Origin of the sequence: Paracoccus halophilus (genome assembly GCF_000763905.1) — a bacterium.
Taxonomy (GTDB): domain Bacteria; phylum Pseudomonadota; class Alphaproteobacteria; order Rhodobacterales; family Rhodobacteraceae; genus Paracoccus; species Paracoccus halophilus.
Genome location: NZ_JRKN01000001.1, coordinates 98178 through 115013, shown reverse-complemented (window position 1 = coordinate 115013; position 16836 = coordinate 98178). Strand labels below are relative to the sequence as shown.

Genomic DNA, 16836 nt, shown 5'->3' with positions numbered 1-16836 from the left:
ATAAGAAACATGTCCCAAGGGAATGCCCCGCGAACAGGATCATATTTTCAAATGAGCGCTGACCGACAAACTCCGATCCGGCTGGACGAGACAGACCGGAAAATCCTGTCCCTGCTGCAGGGCGACGCGACCCTGTCGCTGGACGATATCGCGGCGCGAGTCGGGGCCTCGAAGACGCCTGTCTGGAACCGGATTCGCAAGCTGCGCGAGGCCGGGGTGATCCGCGCGCAGGTGGCGCTGCTGGACCCCGATGCACTGGGGCTGGATGCCTGTTTCTTTGTCCTGATCCGCACCAGCGAGCACGACCCCGACTGGGCGCGGCGGTTTCTGGCCGCCGTGCGCGCCCGCCCCGAAGTTCTGGAGGCGCATCGGCTGGCCGGCGATATCGACTATATCCTGAAGGTGCGGGTCGCCAATGCCCGCGCCTATGACCGCTTCTATCAGGCGCTGATCTCCGAGGTGAAGATCCATAACGTCACCGCGCTGCTGTCGATGGAGGAGCTGAAGGCGACGACGGTGCTGCCCCTGGCGTGACCTGCGCCCGGCGGCACTGCCGCATGGATATTTGGATGAAGAAGAAGGACCGGGGCGCGGTCAGCCGAGGCTTTGCAGCGCCTTTGGCAGCGCCTCGGCGAAGGCGTCGAGTTCGGCTTGCGGGCCGCATGAGACGCGGATGCAGCGATCCATCGGGGCCACGCCTGGCATGCGCACGAAGATGCCGTCCCGCGCCAGCGCATCCAGCAGGGCACGGGCGAAAGCGCCGTCCCGGCCGCAATCGATGGCGACGAAATTCGCGGCCGAGGGCAAGGCGGCAAGGCCGTTTTCCGTGGCGATCGCGGCAATGCGGATGCGCGCTGCGGCGACCTGGTTGCGAATCTGTTCCAGCCAGTCCCGGTCCTGCAGCGCGGCCAGTGCCCCGGCCTGCGAGATCCGGCTGATGCCGAAATGGTTGCGGATGCGATCGAACCCCGCGATCAGCGCGGCCGGGCCGATGGCATATCCGACACGCGCCCCCGCCAGGCCGTAAGCCTTGGAAAAGGTGCGCAGGCGGATCACGCGCGGATCCTCGGCGGCGATTTCCGGGATGGCGTCATCGGGGGCGAATTCGGCATAGGCCTCATCCAGGACCAGCAGGCTGGTTCCGGGCAATTCGTCCAGCATGGCCGCGATGCGCCGTCCCGAATGCCAGCTGCCCATCGGGTTGTCCGGATTGGCCAGATAGACCAGCCGGGCCTGCCGGTCATGCGCGGCGGCGATCAGGGCGGTCGGGTCCTCGGCATCGTCGCGATAGGGCACCTTGTGCAGGCGGCCGCCAAAGCCCGCGACGTGATAGTTGAAGGTCGGATAGGCCCCGTCCGAGGTTACCACGGTTTCGCCCGGCGCCACCGTCAGCCGCACCAGGAGCCCCAGCAGGCCGTCGATCCCTTCGCCAGGCATGATGTTTTCGGGGCGGATGCGATGAAGGGCGCTCAGCGCGCCGCGCAGCTCGTGGCTGTCGGAATCGCCGTATTTCCAGGCCTCGGCCGCCGCCTGTGCCATGGCCTCGACCGCGCGGGGCGAGGGGCCGAAGCCGTTCTCATTGGCGCCGAGCCGGCCACGGAAGGGGGCGCCGCTTTGCCTTTCCAGCGCCTCGGGACCGACGAAGGGAACGGTCGCGGGCAGTGCGGCCGCGATCGGAGCGAAGCGAAGGCGGGTCATCGCGCGTATCCTAGAAGGCCTTGAAGGTCATGGTGGTGAGCGTCCGGCTGATGCCGGGGATGTCGAACAGGTTTTCCGAGAGGTAATGGCCGACATCCCGATCCTCGGGGATGTAGATCTTGGCGATCAGGTCGTAATCGCCCGAGGTGGAATAAAGCTCGCTGACGATTTCGCGATCGTAGATCGCGTCGGCGACCTCGTAGGTCTTGCCGGGGATGCAACGGAACTGGACGAAAACCGGGCGCATGAATGCCTCCTGACCTCTGGCGTGGCCAGCCTAGACCGGCCGCGTGTCGCGGGTCCAGTCCCCGCGCGCCAGCCCGGTCCAGAAGCGTTGCATCAGCAGGATCGCGGCCAGCGTCAGCCCGGCGACCAGACCCAGCCACAGACCCGCCGGCCCGATCCCGGCCACGAAGGCCAGACCGTAGGCGACCGGCATGCCGATCAGCCAGTAGCTGATCACCGCAATGACCATGGGCATGCGCGTGTCATGCGCGCCGCGCAGCAGGCCCAGACCCACCACCTGCATCGCATCGGTCAGCTGAAACAGCGCCGCATAGAACATCAGCCCGGCGCCGATGCCGATCAGCACCGGGGTTTCCGGGTCGCTGGCATCCAGATAAAGCCCGACGAGGAAGTGCGGGAACAGGATGAAGGTCAGGATCGCGAAGACCGCGATCAGCAGCGAAATCGCGGTGACGGTGATCGCGGCATCGCGCATCCAGACCGCGTCGCCGCGACCCTTGGCCTGGCCGACGCGGATCGTTGCCGCATTCGCGATGCCCAGATGCAGCATGAAGGCAAGCGAGGTGATCTGCAGCGCGATCCCGTGCGCCGCCAGTTCCCGGGTGCCGATCCAGCCCATCATCACGTTCGAGGCGGCGAACAGCCCGCCCTCGGCCACCAGGGTCAGGCCGATGGGCATGCCCAGCCGGAAGACGGCGCGCAGTTCCGCCCAGTCCGGACGCCAGAAGCGCTGGAACAGGTCGTATTTGCGCGCCATCGGCAGCCAGGCCGAATATCCGATCAGCAGCAGCAATTGCAGGGTCTGGACCGTAAGCGATGCGATCGCCGCGCCGCGGACGCCCAGTTCGGGCGCGCCCAGATTGCCAAAGATCAGCATCCAGTTCAGCGCGGCGTTGACCGGCAGCCCGGCCAGGGTCACCCACAGCACGACCTGCGTGCGCTCCATCGCCGCCAGATAGCTGTTCAGCGTCAGCCCGCCCAGCACCGCCACGAGGCTCCAGCCCGCGAGGCGCAGGTAATCCTGCGCCAGCGCCGCCACCGCGGGCTCCTGTCCGATGGCCAGCAGCAGCGGCTCGGAAAACCACATGAGCGGCATGACCAGCAAGGCGAAGATCCCCGACAGCCACAGCGCCATCCGGGTCGAGCGGCGCACGATCACCTCGTCGCCGCGGGCAATGGCGGCGGCGATCAGGCCCATCACGCCGATGCCGAAGCCCATGCCCAGGAAGAACAGGATCTGAAAGAGCGAGGTGGCGATGACCAGCGCCGCCAGTTCCTCGACCCCGTACCAGCCCAGCATGACGGTATCGGTCACGCCGATGGCCATGCGCGCCAGATGGCTGCCGACCAGCGGCAGGCCAAGCGCCAGCGTGGCGCGCAGATGGGGGCCATAATATGCAATGCTCATGGGCCTGCCTTATCCCCGGCCATGAGGCGGGACAAGATGGCATTTCCGGGGCGCGGAACCGCCGGCCCTTTCCTCGCCGGCGGGCGCGTCCTATATCCTGAACCGGACGGCTGAAAGGAAACCCATGTCCCCACGAGCGACGAAGCGATTGTCCTTCTTTCTGTTGATGGGCCTCACGCTCTATGCCGCATTCCTGGGCGCGGGCTGAGGGGGGCGGCATGGCAAAGCGTTTCGGTGGCCGCCATTCGCCGCAGGGCCGGGCCGAGGGGTCCGGCGCAGGCCCCGCCCCGCGTGCGCGGCCCGGCGAGGCGCGGCACCCGCTGGAATCGCGGACCCGCTGGGTCACGATCATGGCGATCCCGTTCCTGATCAGTGCCTTCTGGCAGGATCCGATGGGGCTGGCCACGCATCTTGCGGCCTTTGGCACCATTGCCTCGGGCATGTGGATGACGCGCGAGGGGCTGCAGGCCGAGGCCGCCTATGACGCGCGCCGCGTCGCCCGCCGCCCGGCGATCCCGCGCAAGCTGTTCGGCGGCATCCTGACCGGCCTGGGCCTGGCGATCGGCGCCTATGTGCCGGGGGCGGAGATCGGCGCCGGCATCATCGGCGTCGCGGGCGCAGTGCTGCATTGGCTGGCCTTTGGCGCCGACCCGATGCGCGACAAGGGGATGGAGGGCATCGACACGTTCCAGCAGGATCGCGCCCAACGCATCGTCGCCGAGGGCGAGGAGCACCTGCAGGCCATGCAGGACGCCATCCTGCGCACCGGCGACCGCCGGCTCGAGGCCCATGTCGCCATGTTCGCCGCCACCGCGCGCGAGCTGTTCACCCGCGTCGAGCAGGATCCCGGCGATATCGCCGCGCTGCGCCGCTATCTGGGCGTCTACCTGCAGGGCGCGCGCGATGCGACGGTCAAGTTCGCCGATCTCTACACCCAGACCCGCGACGCGCGCGCGCGCGCCGATTACGAAAACCTGCTGCGCGATCTGGAAACCGAATTCGCCGCCCGCAGCCGCAAGCTTATCGAGGGCGGTCGCGCCGACCTGAATATCGAAATCGAGGTGCTGCGCGACCGGCTCGCGCGCGAAGGGGTGCGACCCGCGGCCACGGCGGAGCTGGGCAAATCCGGCGCCTCGATGACGCTGGACGACCTGCTGATCCCGCGCGAGGGCGAAAAGCAGCAGCGCTAGAGATGCCCCGTTTCGCCCTGTTGATCGAATATGACGGCACGCCCTTTGCCGGCTGGCAGGCGCAAGCCGATCAGCCCAGCGTGCAGGGCGCCATCGAGGCCGCGCTGGCGCGTCTGGACCCCGGCTTCAGGGAGGGCGCGCGCATTGCCGCCGCCGGGCGCACCGATGCCGGCGTCCATGCCACGGGACAGGTCGCCCATGCCGATCTGGCGCGCGACTGGGACCCTTTCCGCCTGGCCGAGGCGCTGAACTGGCATCTGAAACCCGACCCGGTCGCGATTCTGGCGGCGGCACGGGTGGACGAGGGTTTCCATGCCCGTTTCTCGGCCCTTGAGCGGCGCTATCTGTTCCGGCTGATCGCGCGCAGGGCGCCGGTCACCCATGCGCGGTACCGCGTCTGGCAGGTGCGCAATCCGCTGGCGATCGAGGCCATGCGGCGCGGTGCCGCGCATCTGATCGGGCGGCACGATTTCACCACGTTCCGCTCGGCCATGTGCCAGGCGGCCAGCCCGGTCAAGACGCTGGACGAGATCACCATCGCCGAACGGGCGATCCCGGGCGGGCACGAATACCGCTTTACCCTGCGGGCGCGGTCGTTCCTGCACAATCAGGTCCGCTCGATCGTCGGGACATTGGAGCGCGTGGGCGCCGGCGCATGGCCGCCCGAACGCGTGGCCCGGGCGCTGGCGGCGCATGACCGGGCCGCCTGCGGGCCGGTCTGCCCGCCTCAGGGCCTGTATCTGACGGGGGTGGGCTATCCGCGCGATCCCTTCGCGGGCTAGGCGCTATTCGGCGGCGATGCGGACCGGGACCGGCTCGCGCGCGGCATTCTGCGGCACGAAAGGCTCGGGCCTGACGGCGGGTTCCCGCGACACGGCCGGCTGAACAGGCATGCGCGGGCTTGGCAGGCGGCGGCGGCCGCGACCCTGCCAGTTCGGGATCAGCACCGTCATCACCGTATGGCAGATGATCCACAGATCGACACGCAGGCTGCGGCGGCGCTGATAGATGAGGTCGAGGCGCAGCTTGGTCGGCAGGCAGCGGCGGTAATAGGCCGCCTCGGTCGCGGCGGCCGTCTTGCAATTCGCCATGATCCGGTCCTCATGCGCGTGATAGATCATCGTCGCAAGGCCGGTGACGCCGGGCCGGTTCTTCAGCACCTGCGCATAGAGCATGGGAAAGCGTTCGACATATTCGCGCAGCGGCGGGCGGGGTCCGACAAAGCTCATATCGCCGCGCAGGATGTTGAACAGCTGCGGCAATTCGTCGATGCGGGTGCGGCGCAGGAACCGCCCCACCGGGGTGATGCGCCAGTGCTTATGGGCGCCCGTGGCGCCCGAGTCGCGCTCTTCGCGCAGCATGGTGCGGAACTTCAGCAGGCTGAACTGCTCGCCCGGGGCGCGCATGCGCGGCGCCACATAGAAAAGCGGTCTGCCCTGCGTCGCCAGCAGGATCACGGCCACCATGACGATCACCACCGAAAGCGGCAGCAGAAGCAGCAGGGCAAAGGTGATGTCAAAGGCCCGCTTGCCCATGGTCATGCCGATGCGTTCGGCCTGAGGCGCATCCGCGATCCACGACACGCTTTCGCTCGAAAGCCTTGATAGCTCACGGTTATCAGCGCTGTCCCAATCGTGGTGAATTGTCACAATTCTGTCCCGCGCTGTGGCATTTAATTCAATATTTACGCCGTAACACAGCACTCCCAAAAATCAAACACGCGCAACCCCCAATCCGTCACAGGCTTGCGCAACCGTGTCCTTTCGGCCAGTCTTTGCCCAAAAACAACCCTATTGGTGCCTCATAATGCGGAAATTTCTGGTTGTCCTGGACGATTCACGCGAATGCCTGAACGCCATTCGCTACGCGGCGCTTCGCGCCGCCAAGACCGGCGGCGCCGTCCAGGTTCTGGCCGTGATTCCAGCCAATTCGATCCAGCACGGCATTGGCGTGGCGGATGTCATGCGCGCCGAGGCCTATGAGCGGATCGAGGCCCATTTCGAGGTCTTTGCCAAATGGATGCGCGACCGCCCCGGGGTCGAGCCCGAACTGGTCGTGCGCGAGGGCGAGCCGGGGGCCGAACTTCTGGCGCAGATCAACCACGACCCCGAGATCGGCGTCGTGGTCCTTGCGGCCTCGACCGATAATGTGGGGCCGGGACCGCTGGTGACGCGATTGATGCGCGAAATGGCCAGCCTGCCCTGCCCGATCACCATCGTTCCCGGCGACATCTCGCGCGAACGGCTGGAAAAAGTCACCTGATGGACCGCCGCCTGGGCATGATCGCGGCAGCAGCGATTCCGGCGCTGGCGGTGCTGTTTTACCTCCTGTCCCGGATCGGCACGCGCCCGCTGATCGGGCTACTTGCCGCGATCGCGATCTACTGGCTGCTGCTGGCCGCGGCGTTGTGGCGCAATGGCGGCTGGTCGCTGCGCCTGCGGCCCCCCTCGCGCCCGGCGCTGCTGGCACTGGCCGCGCTGGTCATCGGCGCGGCCGTCGCGGGTTCGCGCGACCTGTCCTCGCTGTCGCTGTCGGTGCTGGCCGTCGTGGCGCTGGCCGCCGCGATCAACGGCACTCTGGAAGAGGCCTTCTGGCGGGGCGCCCTGGTGCCCCGGCCGGGTCCGGGCGGCTGGCGCGCGGCCCTGCCCGCGATGGCGCTTTTCGTGGCATGGCATATCGCCCCGGCCGCCGGGATGGCCGGGATCGAGGCGCCCGGCGGGGTGGCGGGCCTGTTTCTGGGCGCCGCCGTCATGGCCCCGGCGATGATGGCGGCGCGTCTCTCTTCGGGCACGGCCGGCGCGGCCGCCCTGGCCCATGTGGCGATCAATTTCTTTCTGTTCGCCAGCCTTGCCGCGCGCAATGGCGCACCCGTCTAGCTTGACTTGCACCCCCTGCAATCCCCATATCGCGGTCAAAGGAGCCCCGTCATGTTCATCCAGACCGAGACCACCCCGAATCCGGCCACGCTGAAATTCCTGCCCGGCCAGACCGTGCTGGGCACTGGCACCGCCGATTTCCCCGAAGCCGCGACCGCCGCCGGCAGCCCGCTTGCCCGCCGGATCTTTGCCGTGCAGGGCGTGACCGGCGTTTTCCTCGGCTCGGATTTCGTGACCGTCACCAAGGCCGAAGAGGCGGTCTGGGACCATCTGAAACCCTCGGTCCTGGGCGCGATCATGGAGCATTACCAATCCGGCGCGCCGGCGATCGAAACGGGCGACACGAATAGCGGCCATAACGACCAGGACGGGCCCGACGCGGAGATTGTCAGCCAGATCAAGGAATTGCTGGATACGCGCGTGCGCCCGGCGGTGGCGCAGGACGGCGGCGACATCACCTTTCACGGCTTTGATCGCGGCGTGGTCTATCTGCACATGCAGGGCGCCTGCGCCGGCTGCCCCTCGTCCACGCTGACCCTGAAGATGGGCATCGAGAACCTGCTGCGCCATTACATCCCCGAAGTGACCGAGGTCCGGCCCGTTGCCTGACGCGATCTCGCTGGGCTTAGACACATCGGCCGCGCATTGCGCGGCCGCTTTACTGCGCGGCGACCGGTTGCTGGCCCTGAAACACGAGGACATGGCGCGCGGACAGGCCGAGCGGCTGTTTCCGATGTTGCAGGAATTGCTGGCCGAGGCCGGGCTGGACTGGCCCGCGCTGGCGGTGATCGGCTGCGGCACGGGCCCGGGAAACTTTACCGGCGTGCGTATCGCGGTCGCGGCGGCGCGCGGCCTTGCCCTGTCGCTGGGCATCCCCGCCATTGGCGTCAGCGTGACCGAGGCGGCGGCCTGCGGCCTGCCAAGGCCCTGCCGGGTGGTCCTGCCGGCGCGCCATGAGCAGGTGATCTGGCAGGATTTCGGCCCCGGCGCCGACAGCCTGCCGCGTCAGGACAACTGCGACGCACTACCGCCCGGCCCGCCGCCGGCCCTGCCGCTGATGCCCTTGGCGCAGGGCATCGCCAGCATCGCCCTGAGCCGCCGCGACAGGCGCGATCTGCCCCGGCCGACGCCGATCTATCTGCGCCCCGCGGATGCCGCCCCCGCCCGCGACCGGGGGCCGGTCATGCTGCCATGACACCCGAGGCGCTGGCCGCGCTGCATGCGCGCTGCTTTCCCGCCCATCCCCGGCCCTGGTCGGCGGCCGAATTCACCGCATTGCTGTCCCAGCCGCTGAACTTCCTGATCCTGCGCCCGCGCGCCTTTCTCATCGGCCGCGTCATCGCCGATGAGGCCGAACTGCTGACCCTGGCCGTCGCCCCGGAAGCCCGCCGCCAGGGGCTGGCCCTGGCCCTGCTGGACGAATTTACCCTGACGTCACAAAGCCGCGGCGCGGATGAGGCATTTCTGGAAGTCGCCTCGGACAACGCCCCGGCCCTGGCCCTATACAGCGGAAATAACTGGGAAAAATCGGGCACAAGGCGCGATTACTACGCCCCGGGCGTGGATGCGGTGATCATGCGCAGGGCGCTTGGGCCACGGCAAACCTGTTGACGGGTCCGGCGCCATGCGCCCTAATTCAGCCACCATCGGGCCAAATCGGCCGTTCATCCATCCGAGGTGAGACATGTCCTTGATGAAACCCCTGCTGACCGGCACCTTGCTGAGCCTGCTGCCCGTTTCGGTGCTGGCGGACCCGGCGCTGATCTTCGACATCGGCGGCAAGTTCGACAAATCCTTCAACGAATCCGCCTATCGTGGCGCCGAACGCTGGAAGGCCGAAACCGGGGGCAGCTACAAGGAACTGGACATCCGCTCCGAGGCACAGCGCGAGGACGCCCTGCGGCAGCTGGCGCAGATCAGCGCCAACCCCATCGTGATGACCGGCTTCGCCTTTGGCGAGGTGCTGAACAAGATCGCGCCCGACTACCCGCAGACGAAATTCGTGATCATCGACACAACCGTCGACCAGCCCAATGTCCAGTCGGTGACCTTCGCCGAGCAGGAGGGCTCGTATCTGGCCGGTGTGCTGGCGGCCAGGGCGTCGAAATCCGGCACGGTCGGATTCATCGGCGGCATGGACGTGCCGCTGATCCACAAGTTCGAATGCGGCTATGCGCAGGGCGTCAAGGCCACCGATCCCGAGGCCGAGGTGCTGATCAACTATACCGGCACCACCGCGGCGGCCTGGAACGACCCCGTGAAGGGGGGCGAACTGGTCAGGGCGCAGATCTCGAAAGGCGCCGATGTGGTCTATGCGGCGGCGGGCGCCACCGGCATCGGCGTGCTGGACACGGCGGCCAAGGAGGGCATCCTGTCGATCGGCGTGGACAGCAACCAGAACCACCTGCATCCGGGCCAGGTCCTGACCTCGGTGGTCAAGGCGGTCGACGAATCCGTCTATCTGGCGTTCAAGGCCGGCGTCGAGGTCGAGCCGGGCATGAAGCTGATGGATCTTGCCTCGGGCGGCGTTTCGCTGGCCATGGACGAAAACAACAGGGATCTGATCACCGAGGAGATGACCGCCGCCGTCGAGGCCGCCACCCAGGCGATCGTCAGCGGCGCGATCCAGGTCCATGACTACAGCACCGACGACACCTGCCCGGTGGAATAATGTCGGGCGCCGCCCAGCAGGAAGATCCCGCCCCCGCGATCGAATTGCGCGGGATTTCCAAGGCCTTCGGCACGGTTCAGGCCAATCGCGGCATCGACCTGACGGTGCCGCGCGGCACGATCCACGGTATCATCGGCGAAAACGGCGCCGGAAAATCGACGCTGATGTCGATCCTTTACGGCTTCTATCGTCCCGATGCCGGCCAGATCCTGATCGGCGGCCAGCCGGTCACCATCCCGGACAGCCAGTCCGCGATCCGCGCCGGGATCGGCATGGTGTTTCAGCATTTCAAGCTGGTGCGGAACTTCACCGTGCTGGAAAACGTCATCCTCGGGGCCGAGGACGGCGCGCGGCTGCGCCCTTCGCTTGCGCGGGCGCGGCGCGAGCTGCAGCGGCTGGCGGCGGAATACGAACTGCTCGTCGATCCGGATACGCTGATCGAGGATCTCTCGGTCGGACATCAGCAGCGGGTCGAGATCCTCAAGGCGCTGTATCGTCAGGCCGACATCCTGATCCTGGACGAACCGACCGGCGTGCTGACCCCGGCCGAGGCGGATCACCTGTTCCGCATCCTGCGCGGCCTGCGCGACGAGGGAAAGACGATCATCCTGATCACCCACAAGCTGCGCGAGATCATGGAGATCACGGATAACGTCTCGGTCATGCGGCGGAGCCGGATGGTGGCCAGCCGCGCCACCGCCGAAACCAGCACGGCCGAGCTGGCCGAACTGATGGTCGGCCGCAAGGTGCTGCTGCGGGTGGACAAGGCCCCGGCACGCCCAGGCGCGCCGGTGCTGGGGGTCCGCGGGCTGCGCATGACCGATGCCACCGGCGTCGAGCGCCTGCGCGGCATCGACCTGGAGATCCGCGCGGGCGAGATCCTGGGCATCGCGGGCGTGGCCGGCAACGGCCAGACGCAGCTGCTGGAAATCCTGGGCGGCTATCCCGAACCGGGCGCGCGGCTGTCGGGCGAGCTGGTCCTGAACGGGCAGGCCCTGCCGCTGACCGGCTCGGATGGCCGGGCGCGGCGCCGCGCCGGGATCGGCCATGTCCCCGAGGACCGGCAGGCCGAGGGGCTGATCATGGATTTCACCGCCTGGGAGAATGCCGCCTTCGGCTATCACGACGCGCCGGAATTCCGCCGTGGCTGGTTTCTGGACAATGCCGCGATGCGCGCCGACGCCGCCGCCAAGATCGAACATTTCGACGTGCGTCCGCCCGATCCCGAACTGCCCGCGAAAAGCTTTTCCGGCGGCAACCAGCAAAAGATCGTCGTCGCCCGCGAGGTCGAGCGCAACCCCGATCTGCTGCTGATCGGCCAGCCGACGCGCGGCGTCGATATCGGCGCGATCGAATTCATCCACAAGCGCATCGTCGCGCTGCGTGACGCCGGCAAGGCGGTGCTGCTGGTCAGCGTCGAGCTGGACGAGATCATGGCGCTTTCGGACCGGATCGCGGTGATGTTCGACGGCCGCATCATGGGCGAGCGCCGGCCCGACCAGACCACGAGCGGCGATCTAGGCAGCCTGATGGCGGGCGTCGATCCCGCCTCAACCGATCCGCAAGGGGCGATGCCGCCGGCCGCAGCGCATCCGGGACATGCGCCGGGGGCCGGGGCTTGATCCGCGCGGCGCCCGCGACGGCAATATCCGGGCATCGGGGAAATGCCCGCAGGAAGGAGGGGCCATGGAGCGAATGCCGAAATGGGCGGATCTGATCCTGACGCCGCTGATCTCGCTGCTGCTGGCCTTTGGCCTCTCGGCGCTGGTCATCCTGGCGATCGGCGAAAGCCCGGCCGAGGCGCTGAAGGTGATGGTCACCGGCTCTCTGGGGTCCAGCTATGGCTGGGGCTACACGCTCTATTACACCACGAATTTCATCTTTACCGGGCTTGCCGTGGCAATCGCCTATCATGCCGGGCTGTTCAATATCGGCGGCGAGGGGCAGGCCGCGATGGGGGGCCTGGGCGTGACCCTGGTGATCCTGGCGCTGCCCTGGCCGCACTGGACGCTGGCGCTGCCGGCCGCGATGGCGGGCGCGGCGCTGTTCGGCGCGCTATGGGCGCTGATCCCGGCATGGCTGCAGGCGCGGCGCGGCAGCCATATCGTCATCACCACGATCATGTTCAATTTCATCGCCGCCGCGATCCTCAACTATCTGCTGGTCAATGTGATGCGCCCGGTGGGCAGCATGGACCCGGCCTCGGCCAGCTTTCCGGCGGCGACGCATCTGCCCAGGCTTTCGGATCTGGCGCTGGCCTTTGGCATCACCTGGGGCAAGAACACGCCCGCCAACATCACCTTCCTGATAGCGCTCGCGGCCTGTTTCGCGGTCTGGCTGCTGATCTGGCGCAGCCGCATCGGCTATGAGATCCGTGCCTTCGGCAGATCCGAACCGGCAGCACTTTATGCCGGGATCAGCCCCAGCCGGATCATCGTCGCCACCATGCTGATCTCGGGCGCGCTGGCGGGGCTGATGGCGATCAACAATGTCATGGGGGGCGGCGAGAGGCTGATCCTGAACGCGCCCGAGGGGGCCGGCTTCATCGGCATCGCCGTGGCGCTGATGGGGCGCAACCATCCCTTGGGCGTGATCCTTGCCGCGCTGCTGTTCGGGTTTCTGTATCAGGGCGGCGGGCAGCTTGCGCTGTGGACATCGATCCCGCGCGAATTGATCGTGGTCATCCAGGCGCTGGTGATCCTGCTGACCGGCGCGCTGGACAACATGGTGCGGATGCCGCTTGAGCGGGCCTTTGCCGCGCTGAGCCGAAACAGGGGATAGGCATGGATTTCACCACCCTGATCACCATCCTCGATTCCGCCGTCAGGCTGATGACGCCCCTGCTGCTGGCCTGTCTGGCCGGGCTTTATTCAGAACGCGCCGGGGTTTTCGACATCGGGCTCGAGGGCAAGATGCTGATGGCCGCCTTTGCCGCCGCCTCGGTGGCATTCCTGACCGGCAGCGCCTGGCTGGGGCTGGTCGCGGGGATCGCCGGCTCGCTGGCCCTGTCGCTGATCCACGGGCTGGCCGCGATCACGTTCCGCGGCAATCAGCTGATCTCGGGCGTCGCGATCAATTTCCTGGCAGCCGGGCTGACCATGCTGCTGGGACAGCGGATTTTCCAGCTGGGCGGCCGGACGCCGTCCCTGTCCGGCCCGGCCCGCTTTGGCGAGATCACCCTGCCGCTGGCCGACACCCTGCGCGAGGTGCCGGTGATCGGGCCGATCTATGCCGGGCTGATCTCGGGGCACAGCCTGCTGGTCTATCTGGCATTCGCGCTGGTGCCGCTGACCTGGTGGCTGCTGTTTCGCACACGCTTCGGGCTGCGGCTGCGGGCGGTGGGGGAAAACCCGGCCTCGGTCGACACGGCCGGGATCTCGGTCACGCGGATACGCTATGCGGCGGTCCTGATCTGTGGCGTGCTTTGCGGCCTTGCCGGGGCCTATCTCAGCACCAGCATCGCGGCCGGCTTTGTACAGGACATGACCGCCGGGCGCGGCTATATCGCCCTGGCGGCGCTGATCTTCGCGAAATGGCGGCCATGGCCGGCCCTGTTCGCCACCTTTCTGTTCGGCCTGCTCGAGGCGGTGGCGAACCGCTATCCCGACCTGGACCTGGGCGTGATTACCGTGTCCTCGATCTTCATGCAGGCGATGCCCTATATCCTGACCGTCATCATCCTGGCCGGCTTTGTCGGCCGCGCCATCCCGCCCCGCGCCGGAGGAGAGCCCTATGTCAAGGAGCGCTGAGCTTGCCCGCCTGATCCGCGAGCGCGCCGGGGATCGGGCCCCGGAATACGGGCTGATCCTGGGCTCGGGACTGGGTGGGCTTTCCGAGGCGGTCGAAGGGGTCGCGATCCCCTATTCCGATCTGCCGGGCTTTCCCCATGCCGGCGTCTCGGGCCATGTCCCGAAACTGGTCCTGGGCAGTCTCGAGGGCCGCCGCGTCGCGATTTTCGGCGGCCGGGCGCATTATTACGAATCGGGTCGCGCCGATGCCATGCGCCTGCCGCTGGAGGTGCTGCGCGAGCTGGGCTGCGAACGGCTGATCCTGACCAATGCCGCCGGCTCGCTGCGCCCCGAGATGCCGCCCGGCTCGCTGATGCTGCTGTCCGATCACATCGCCTTCGCCGGCACCAACCCGCTGATCGGCGAACCGGACGAGGCGCGTTTCGTGCCGATGACCGATGCCCATGACCGGGATCTGCGCGCCGCGCTGACAGCCGCCGCCGGCGCCGAGGGCATCGCCCTGCCCGAAGGCGTCTATTGCTGGTTCTCGGGTCCCAGTTTCGAAACCCCGGCCGAAATCCGCGCCGCCCGCGTGCTGGGCGCCGACGCAGTCGGCATGTCCACCGTGCCGGAAATCATCCTGGGCCGTTTCCTGGGCCTGCGCTGCGCCGCCATCTCGGTCATCACCAATATGGGGGCCGGCCTCTCGGACGAGGCGATCAGCCACGCCCATACCAAGGCCATGGCACCTTTGGGCGCCGCCCAGCTTGAGCGCGTGCTGCGGCGCTTTCTGCGCGGCTAGAGCGTTTCGGGTTAAGATTTATTTCCGCTCAGCCAGCCTGTCGCGCCAGCGGCAGACGCTCACCGCTGAGCACCAATGATGCAGGTTTAACCCGAAACGCTTCAAAGCCGGGCCAGCGCATCCTCGACCGCGCCGGCGGCCGTCTCGGGATCGCTCAGGTCGTCCAGCGCGACGACCGGGCCGCGCCCGTCATCGTGCCGGGCGCGATGCCGCTCGTAGCGCGGATCGTAATGGTCGCGCATGAGCCCCAGCGACAGGCCGGTCCAGTCGCGCGCATCCACCATGCGCAGCCAGGATTCGATCCGCTCGGCCGGATGGACCGGGCGCAGGCGGTTCACGATGCGCGCCACCGCCGCCGGATCGGCCGCCGCATCGGCATAGCTGCGCGCGGTATAGGCGGCGCGGGCCTCGACCGGGACCGCCAGACGCAGGCGCGGCGCGGCGATGATCGCCTGCCAGATGCCGCGCGGCAGGTTCAGGTCGCCGATGCGCGAGCTTTCCGCCTCGACCAGCAGCGGGCGGCCGGGGTCCAGCGATTCCAGCGCCATGGCCAGCCGCCGCTCGAAGCTTTTCTGACTGGGCTGGCCGCCCGGCATGGCGCCGAACAGGCTGCCGCGGTGATTGGCCAGCCCTTCAAGGTCGATAACCTGATGGCCGCGCGCCGCCAGACGGTTCAGGATCTCGGTCTTGGCGCTGCCGGTATTGCCGTCCAGCACGACGACCGGCGCGGCGACAGGGGCCTGCAGGCGCGCGACGACCAGCCCGCGCCAGGCCTTGTAGCCGCCCTGAACACGGCCCACGCGCCAGCCGATCTGTGCCAGGATGGTGGCGAATGCGCCCGAGCGCTGGCCGCCGCGCCAGCAATAGACCAGCGGCCGCCAGGCGCCGCCGAAATCCGCCAGCGGGCCGGCGATATGGCGCGCGGCATTGGCCGCGACCAGGGCGCCGCCCAGCTTGCGGGCATCGAAAGGCGAAACCTGCTTGTAGATCGTGCCCACCCGCGCGCGCTCCTCGTCCGACAGGACCGGCAGGCTGATCGCGCCGGGCAGATGGTCCTCGGCGAATTCCGCGGGCGAGCGCGTGTCGATGATCGTGTCGAACCCGGACAGCGCCGGGTCCGACAGCGAGGTCAGGCGGATCTCCAACCGACCGGGGCCCGGTTAATAGACGTAGACCGGCGTGCCGACGGGGACCTGTTCGAACAGTGACATCACCGCCTCGTTGCGCATGCGCAGGCAGCCGTTCGAGACCGCGCGGCCGATCGAATTCGGCTCGGTCGTACCATGGATGCGGATCGCGGTGTCATTCCCCCGCGCGTCGTAAAGATACAGCGCGCGCGCGCCCAGCGGGTTGGTCGGGCCGCCCGGCATGCCGTTCGCCCAGCGGGCGTATTGGCCGGGATTGCGCTTGATCATCGCGGGCGTCGGGGTCCAGCTGGGCCATTCGGTCTTGCGCCCGATGGTGGCGCGGCCGCGCCAGACCAGCTCATCCTTGCCGACCGCGACCCCGTAGCGGATCGCGCGGCCCGGCGCGACGACGTGATAGAGGAAGAAATCCTTGGACACGACGACGATGCTGCCCACCTCGAAATCGGAGCGGATCGGCACCTCGGTCGGGGCATAGGGGTCGCGGCGTTGCCCGGCCGGCTGGCTTTCCTGCGCCATGGCCAGCGCCGGCGCAACCACCAGCGGCAAAGCGGCCATCAGCATCTGTCTGCGGTTCATCTTGCGTCCTGATCCTTGCAATCCTTGCCCTTTTGCCTAGCCGCTTGCGCGGTCGGGATCAACTCAAAGCGCCGTGACGCGCTTGAAATGAGGCGGTGCCGTGTCTAGTTGGCAGCTTGAAAGGACCTGCCGCATGCGCCCTGCAACCAGATCATCGCTGCATGACGACGCACGCCGCGCGCCGGCGGCCATGCCATGACGATCCGCAGCCGCTGCACCGCTGCGCCGAGCAGGCGCTCAGACGCCCGCAAGCCCCGCCTTTTCCTGTCTGAGACGCGTTTTCTTCGCAATTCTGACAGGATAAAGCCATGAAGCATCAAAATATCACGGCGGCACAGACAGCAGATCTGGCCGTCACCGGAATGAGCTGCGCCTCTTGCGTGGGGCGCGTCTTCTTTCGCGCCGGGATCCCCGCCCTGCTGCGCCGCGCGCCCGAGATGAACAGCCTGGTCGCCCTGGGCGCCGGGGCGGCATGGCTTTATTCCACCGTGGC

The 16836-nt window shown here is 67.8% G+C and carries 19 protein-coding genes; 13 read left to right on the top strand and 6 right to left on the bottom strand.

The annotated features are described in order from the left end of the window. The first annotated feature begins 51 nt into the window (after positions 1 to 51). Positions 52 to 534, top strand: a complete 483-nt coding sequence (locus IT41_RS00560; RefSeq protein ID WP_036737868.1) for an Lrp/AsnC family transcriptional regulator — start codon at positions 52 to 54, stop codon at positions 532 to 534. A gap of 60 nt (positions 535 to 594) precedes the next feature. Here IT41_RS00560 and IT41_RS00555 read toward each other — a convergent pair whose 3' ends face one another. From IT41_RS00555 to IT41_RS00545, 3 genes are read right to left on the bottom strand one after another with little or no spacing between them, the layout of a single operon-like run. Next, positions 595 to 1698 (bottom strand): pyridoxal phosphate-dependent aminotransferase, encoded by a 1104-nt coding sequence (locus IT41_RS00555; protein ID WP_036737866.1) that lies wholly within the window; start codon positions 1696 to 1698, stop codon positions 595 to 597. 10 nt (positions 1699 to 1708) lie between these two features. Next, positions 1709 to 1945, bottom strand: coding sequence for an Lrp/AsnC ligand binding domain-containing protein (locus IT41_RS00550; protein ID WP_036737864.1), 237 nt, complete (start codon positions 1943 to 1945; stop codon positions 1709 to 1711). A gap of 30 nt (positions 1946 to 1975) precedes the next feature. Then, positions 1976 to 3352 (bottom strand): MATE family efflux transporter, encoded by a 1377-nt coding sequence (locus IT41_RS00545; protein ID WP_036737863.1) that lies wholly within the window; start codon positions 3350 to 3352, stop codon positions 1976 to 1978. A gap of 218 nt (positions 3353 to 3570) precedes the next feature. Between IT41_RS00545 and IT41_RS00540 the strand changes: the two genes are divergently transcribed. Beyond that, positions 3571 to 4542 (top strand): 5-bromo-4-chloroindolyl phosphate hydrolysis family protein, encoded by a 972-nt coding sequence (locus IT41_RS00540; RefSeq protein ID WP_036737862.1) that lies wholly within the window; start codon positions 3571 to 3573, stop codon positions 4540 to 4542. A 2-nt stretch (positions 4543 to 4544) separates the two neighbouring features. After that, entirely contained in the window at positions 4545 to 5324 is a 780-nt protein-coding gene (gene truA, locus IT41_RS00535; protein WP_036737861.1) for a tRNA pseudouridine(38-40) synthase TruA, read from the top strand. A gap of 3 nt (positions 5325 to 5327) precedes the next feature. On the opposite strand, the gene IT41_RS00530 is transcribed toward truA, so the two are convergent. After that, positions 5328 to 6125 (bottom strand): sugar transferase, encoded by a 798-nt coding sequence (locus IT41_RS00530; protein ID WP_231564663.1) that lies wholly within the window; start codon positions 6123 to 6125, stop codon positions 5328 to 5330. Between the two features lie 223 nt (positions 6126 to 6348). Here IT41_RS00530 and IT41_RS00525 point away from each other — a divergent pair, with 223 nt between their 5' ends. The 10 genes from IT41_RS00525 (at position 6349) to IT41_RS00480 (ending at position 14619) form a co-directional block, all read left to right on the top strand. After that, the gene (locus IT41_RS00525) at positions 6349 to 6804 is read left to right on the top strand and encodes a universal stress protein (RefSeq protein WP_036737851.1); all 456 of its coding nucleotides are present in this window, start codon (positions 6349 to 6351) and stop codon (positions 6802 to 6804) included. Then, the gene (locus IT41_RS00520; protein ID WP_036737849.1) at positions 6804 to 7418 is read left to right on the top strand and encodes a CPBP family glutamic-type intramembrane protease; all 615 of its coding nucleotides are present in this window, start codon (positions 6804 to 6806) and stop codon (positions 7416 to 7418) included. Before IT41_RS00525 ends, IT41_RS00520 begins: the two co-directional genes overlap by 1 nt. A gap of 51 nt (positions 7419 to 7469) precedes the next feature. Continuing rightward, on the top strand, positions 7470 to 8027 hold the full coding sequence (locus IT41_RS00515) for a NifU family protein (RefSeq protein WP_036737848.1): 558 nt from the start codon (positions 7470 to 7472) through the stop codon (positions 8025 to 8027). After that, positions 8020 to 8613, top strand: a complete 594-nt coding sequence (gene tsaB, locus IT41_RS00510) for a tRNA (adenosine(37)-N6)-threonylcarbamoyltransferase complex dimerization subunit type 1 TsaB (RefSeq protein WP_036737845.1) — start codon at positions 8020 to 8022, stop codon at positions 8611 to 8613. The genes IT41_RS00515 and tsaB overlap by 8 nt, the downstream gene beginning before the upstream one ends. Continuing rightward, positions 8610 to 9029 (top strand): GNAT family N-acetyltransferase, encoded by a 420-nt coding sequence (locus IT41_RS00505; protein ID WP_036737837.1) that lies wholly within the window; start codon positions 8610 to 8612, stop codon positions 9027 to 9029. Before tsaB ends, IT41_RS00505 begins: the two co-directional genes overlap by 4 nt. A gap of 73 nt (positions 9030 to 9102) precedes the next feature. Continuing rightward, positions 9103 to 10089 carry a BMP family lipoprotein gene (locus IT41_RS00500; protein ID WP_036737834.1) on the top strand — a complete coding sequence of 329 codons (987 nt, stop codon included), beginning with the start codon at positions 9103 to 9105 and terminating at the stop codon, positions 10087 to 10089. Then, positions 10089 to 11711, top strand: a complete 1623-nt coding sequence (locus IT41_RS00495) for an ABC transporter ATP-binding protein (RefSeq protein ID WP_036737831.1) — start codon at positions 10089 to 10091, stop codon at positions 11709 to 11711. The genes IT41_RS00500 and IT41_RS00495 overlap by 1 nt, the downstream gene beginning before the upstream one ends. 64 nt (positions 11712 to 11775) lie before the next feature. After that, on the top strand, positions 11776 to 12870 hold the full coding sequence (locus IT41_RS00490; RefSeq protein ID WP_036738146.1) for an ABC transporter permease: 1095 nt from the start codon (positions 11776 to 11778) through the stop codon (positions 12868 to 12870). Positions 12871 to 12872: 2 nt separating this feature from the next. After that, entirely contained in the window at positions 12873 to 13838 is a 966-nt protein-coding gene (locus IT41_RS00485; protein WP_036737829.1) for an ABC transporter permease, read from the top strand. After that, the gene (locus IT41_RS00480; protein ID WP_036737826.1) at positions 13822 to 14619 is read left to right on the top strand and encodes a purine-nucleoside phosphorylase; all 798 of its coding nucleotides are present in this window, start codon (positions 13822 to 13824) and stop codon (positions 14617 to 14619) included. The genes IT41_RS00485 and IT41_RS00480 overlap by 17 nt, the downstream gene beginning before the upstream one ends. Before the next feature lie 101 nt (positions 14620 to 14720). Here the strand turns inward: IT41_RS00480 and mnmH are convergent, their stop codons facing one another. Next, on the bottom strand, positions 14721 to 15764 hold the full coding sequence (gene mnmH, locus IT41_RS00475; RefSeq protein WP_052081210.1) for a tRNA 2-selenouridine(34) synthase MnmH: 1044 nt from the start codon (positions 15762 to 15764) through the stop codon (positions 14721 to 14723). A gap of 15 nt (positions 15765 to 15779) precedes the next feature. Beyond that, positions 15780 to 16343: a L,D-transpeptidase gene (locus IT41_RS00470; RefSeq protein WP_036737824.1), complete on the bottom strand. Its 564-nt coding sequence runs from the start codon at positions 16341 to 16343 to the stop codon at positions 15780 to 15782. Between the last annotated feature and the right edge of the window lie 493 nt (positions 16344 to 16836).

Bases quoted from the DNA above. Each gene is read 5' to 3' on its own strand.
- IT41_RS00560 (WP_036737868.1), top strand. From the start codon at position 52: ATGAGCGCTGACCGACAAACTCCGATCCGGCTGGACGAGACAGACCGG.
- IT41_RS00555 (WP_036737866.1), bottom strand. From the start codon at position 1,698: ATGACCCGCCTTCGCTTCGCTCCGATCGCGGCCGCACTGCCCGCGACC.
- IT41_RS00550 (WP_036737864.1), bottom strand. From the start codon at position 1,945: ATGCGCCCGGTTTTCGTCCAGTTCCGTTGCATCCCCGGCAAGACCTAC.
- IT41_RS00545 (WP_036737863.1), bottom strand. From the start codon at position 3,352: ATGAGCATTGCATATTATGGCCCCCATCTGCGCGCCACGCTGGCGCTT.
- IT41_RS00540 (WP_036737862.1), top strand. From the start codon at position 3,571: ATGGCAAAGCGTTTCGGTGGCCGCCATTCGCCGCAGGGCCGGGCCGAG.
- truA (WP_036737861.1), top strand. From the start codon at position 4,545: ATGCCCCGTTTCGCCCTGTTGATCGAATATGACGGCACGCCCTTTGCC.
- IT41_RS00525 (WP_036737851.1), top strand. From the start codon at position 6,349: ATGCGGAAATTTCTGGTTGTCCTGGACGATTCACGCGAATGCCTGAAC.
- IT41_RS00520 (WP_036737849.1), top strand. From the start codon at position 6,804: ATGGACCGCCGCCTGGGCATGATCGCGGCAGCAGCGATTCCGGCGCTG.
- IT41_RS00515 (WP_036737848.1), top strand. From the start codon at position 7,470: ATGTTCATCCAGACCGAGACCACCCCGAATCCGGCCACGCTGAAATTC.
- IT41_RS00505 (WP_036737837.1), top strand. From the start codon at position 8,610: ATGACACCCGAGGCGCTGGCCGCGCTGCATGCGCGCTGCTTTCCCGCC.
- IT41_RS00500 (WP_036737834.1), top strand. From the start codon at position 9,103: ATGTCCTTGATGAAACCCCTGCTGACCGGCACCTTGCTGAGCCTGCTG.
- IT41_RS00495 (WP_036737831.1), top strand. From the start codon at position 10,089: ATGTCGGGCGCCGCCCAGCAGGAAGATCCCGCCCCCGCGATCGAATTG.
- IT41_RS00490 (WP_036738146.1), top strand. From the start codon at position 11,776: ATGGAGCGAATGCCGAAATGGGCGGATCTGATCCTGACGCCGCTGATC.
- IT41_RS00485 (WP_036737829.1), top strand. From the start codon at position 12,873: ATGGATTTCACCACCCTGATCACCATCCTCGATTCCGCCGTCAGGCTG.
- IT41_RS00480 (WP_036737826.1), top strand. From the start codon at position 13,822: ATGTCAAGGAGCGCTGAGCTTGCCCGCCTGATCCGCGAGCGCGCCGGG.
- IT41_RS00470 (WP_036737824.1), bottom strand. From the start codon at position 16,343: ATGAACCGCAGACAGATGCTGATGGCCGCTTTGCCGCTGGTGGTTGCG.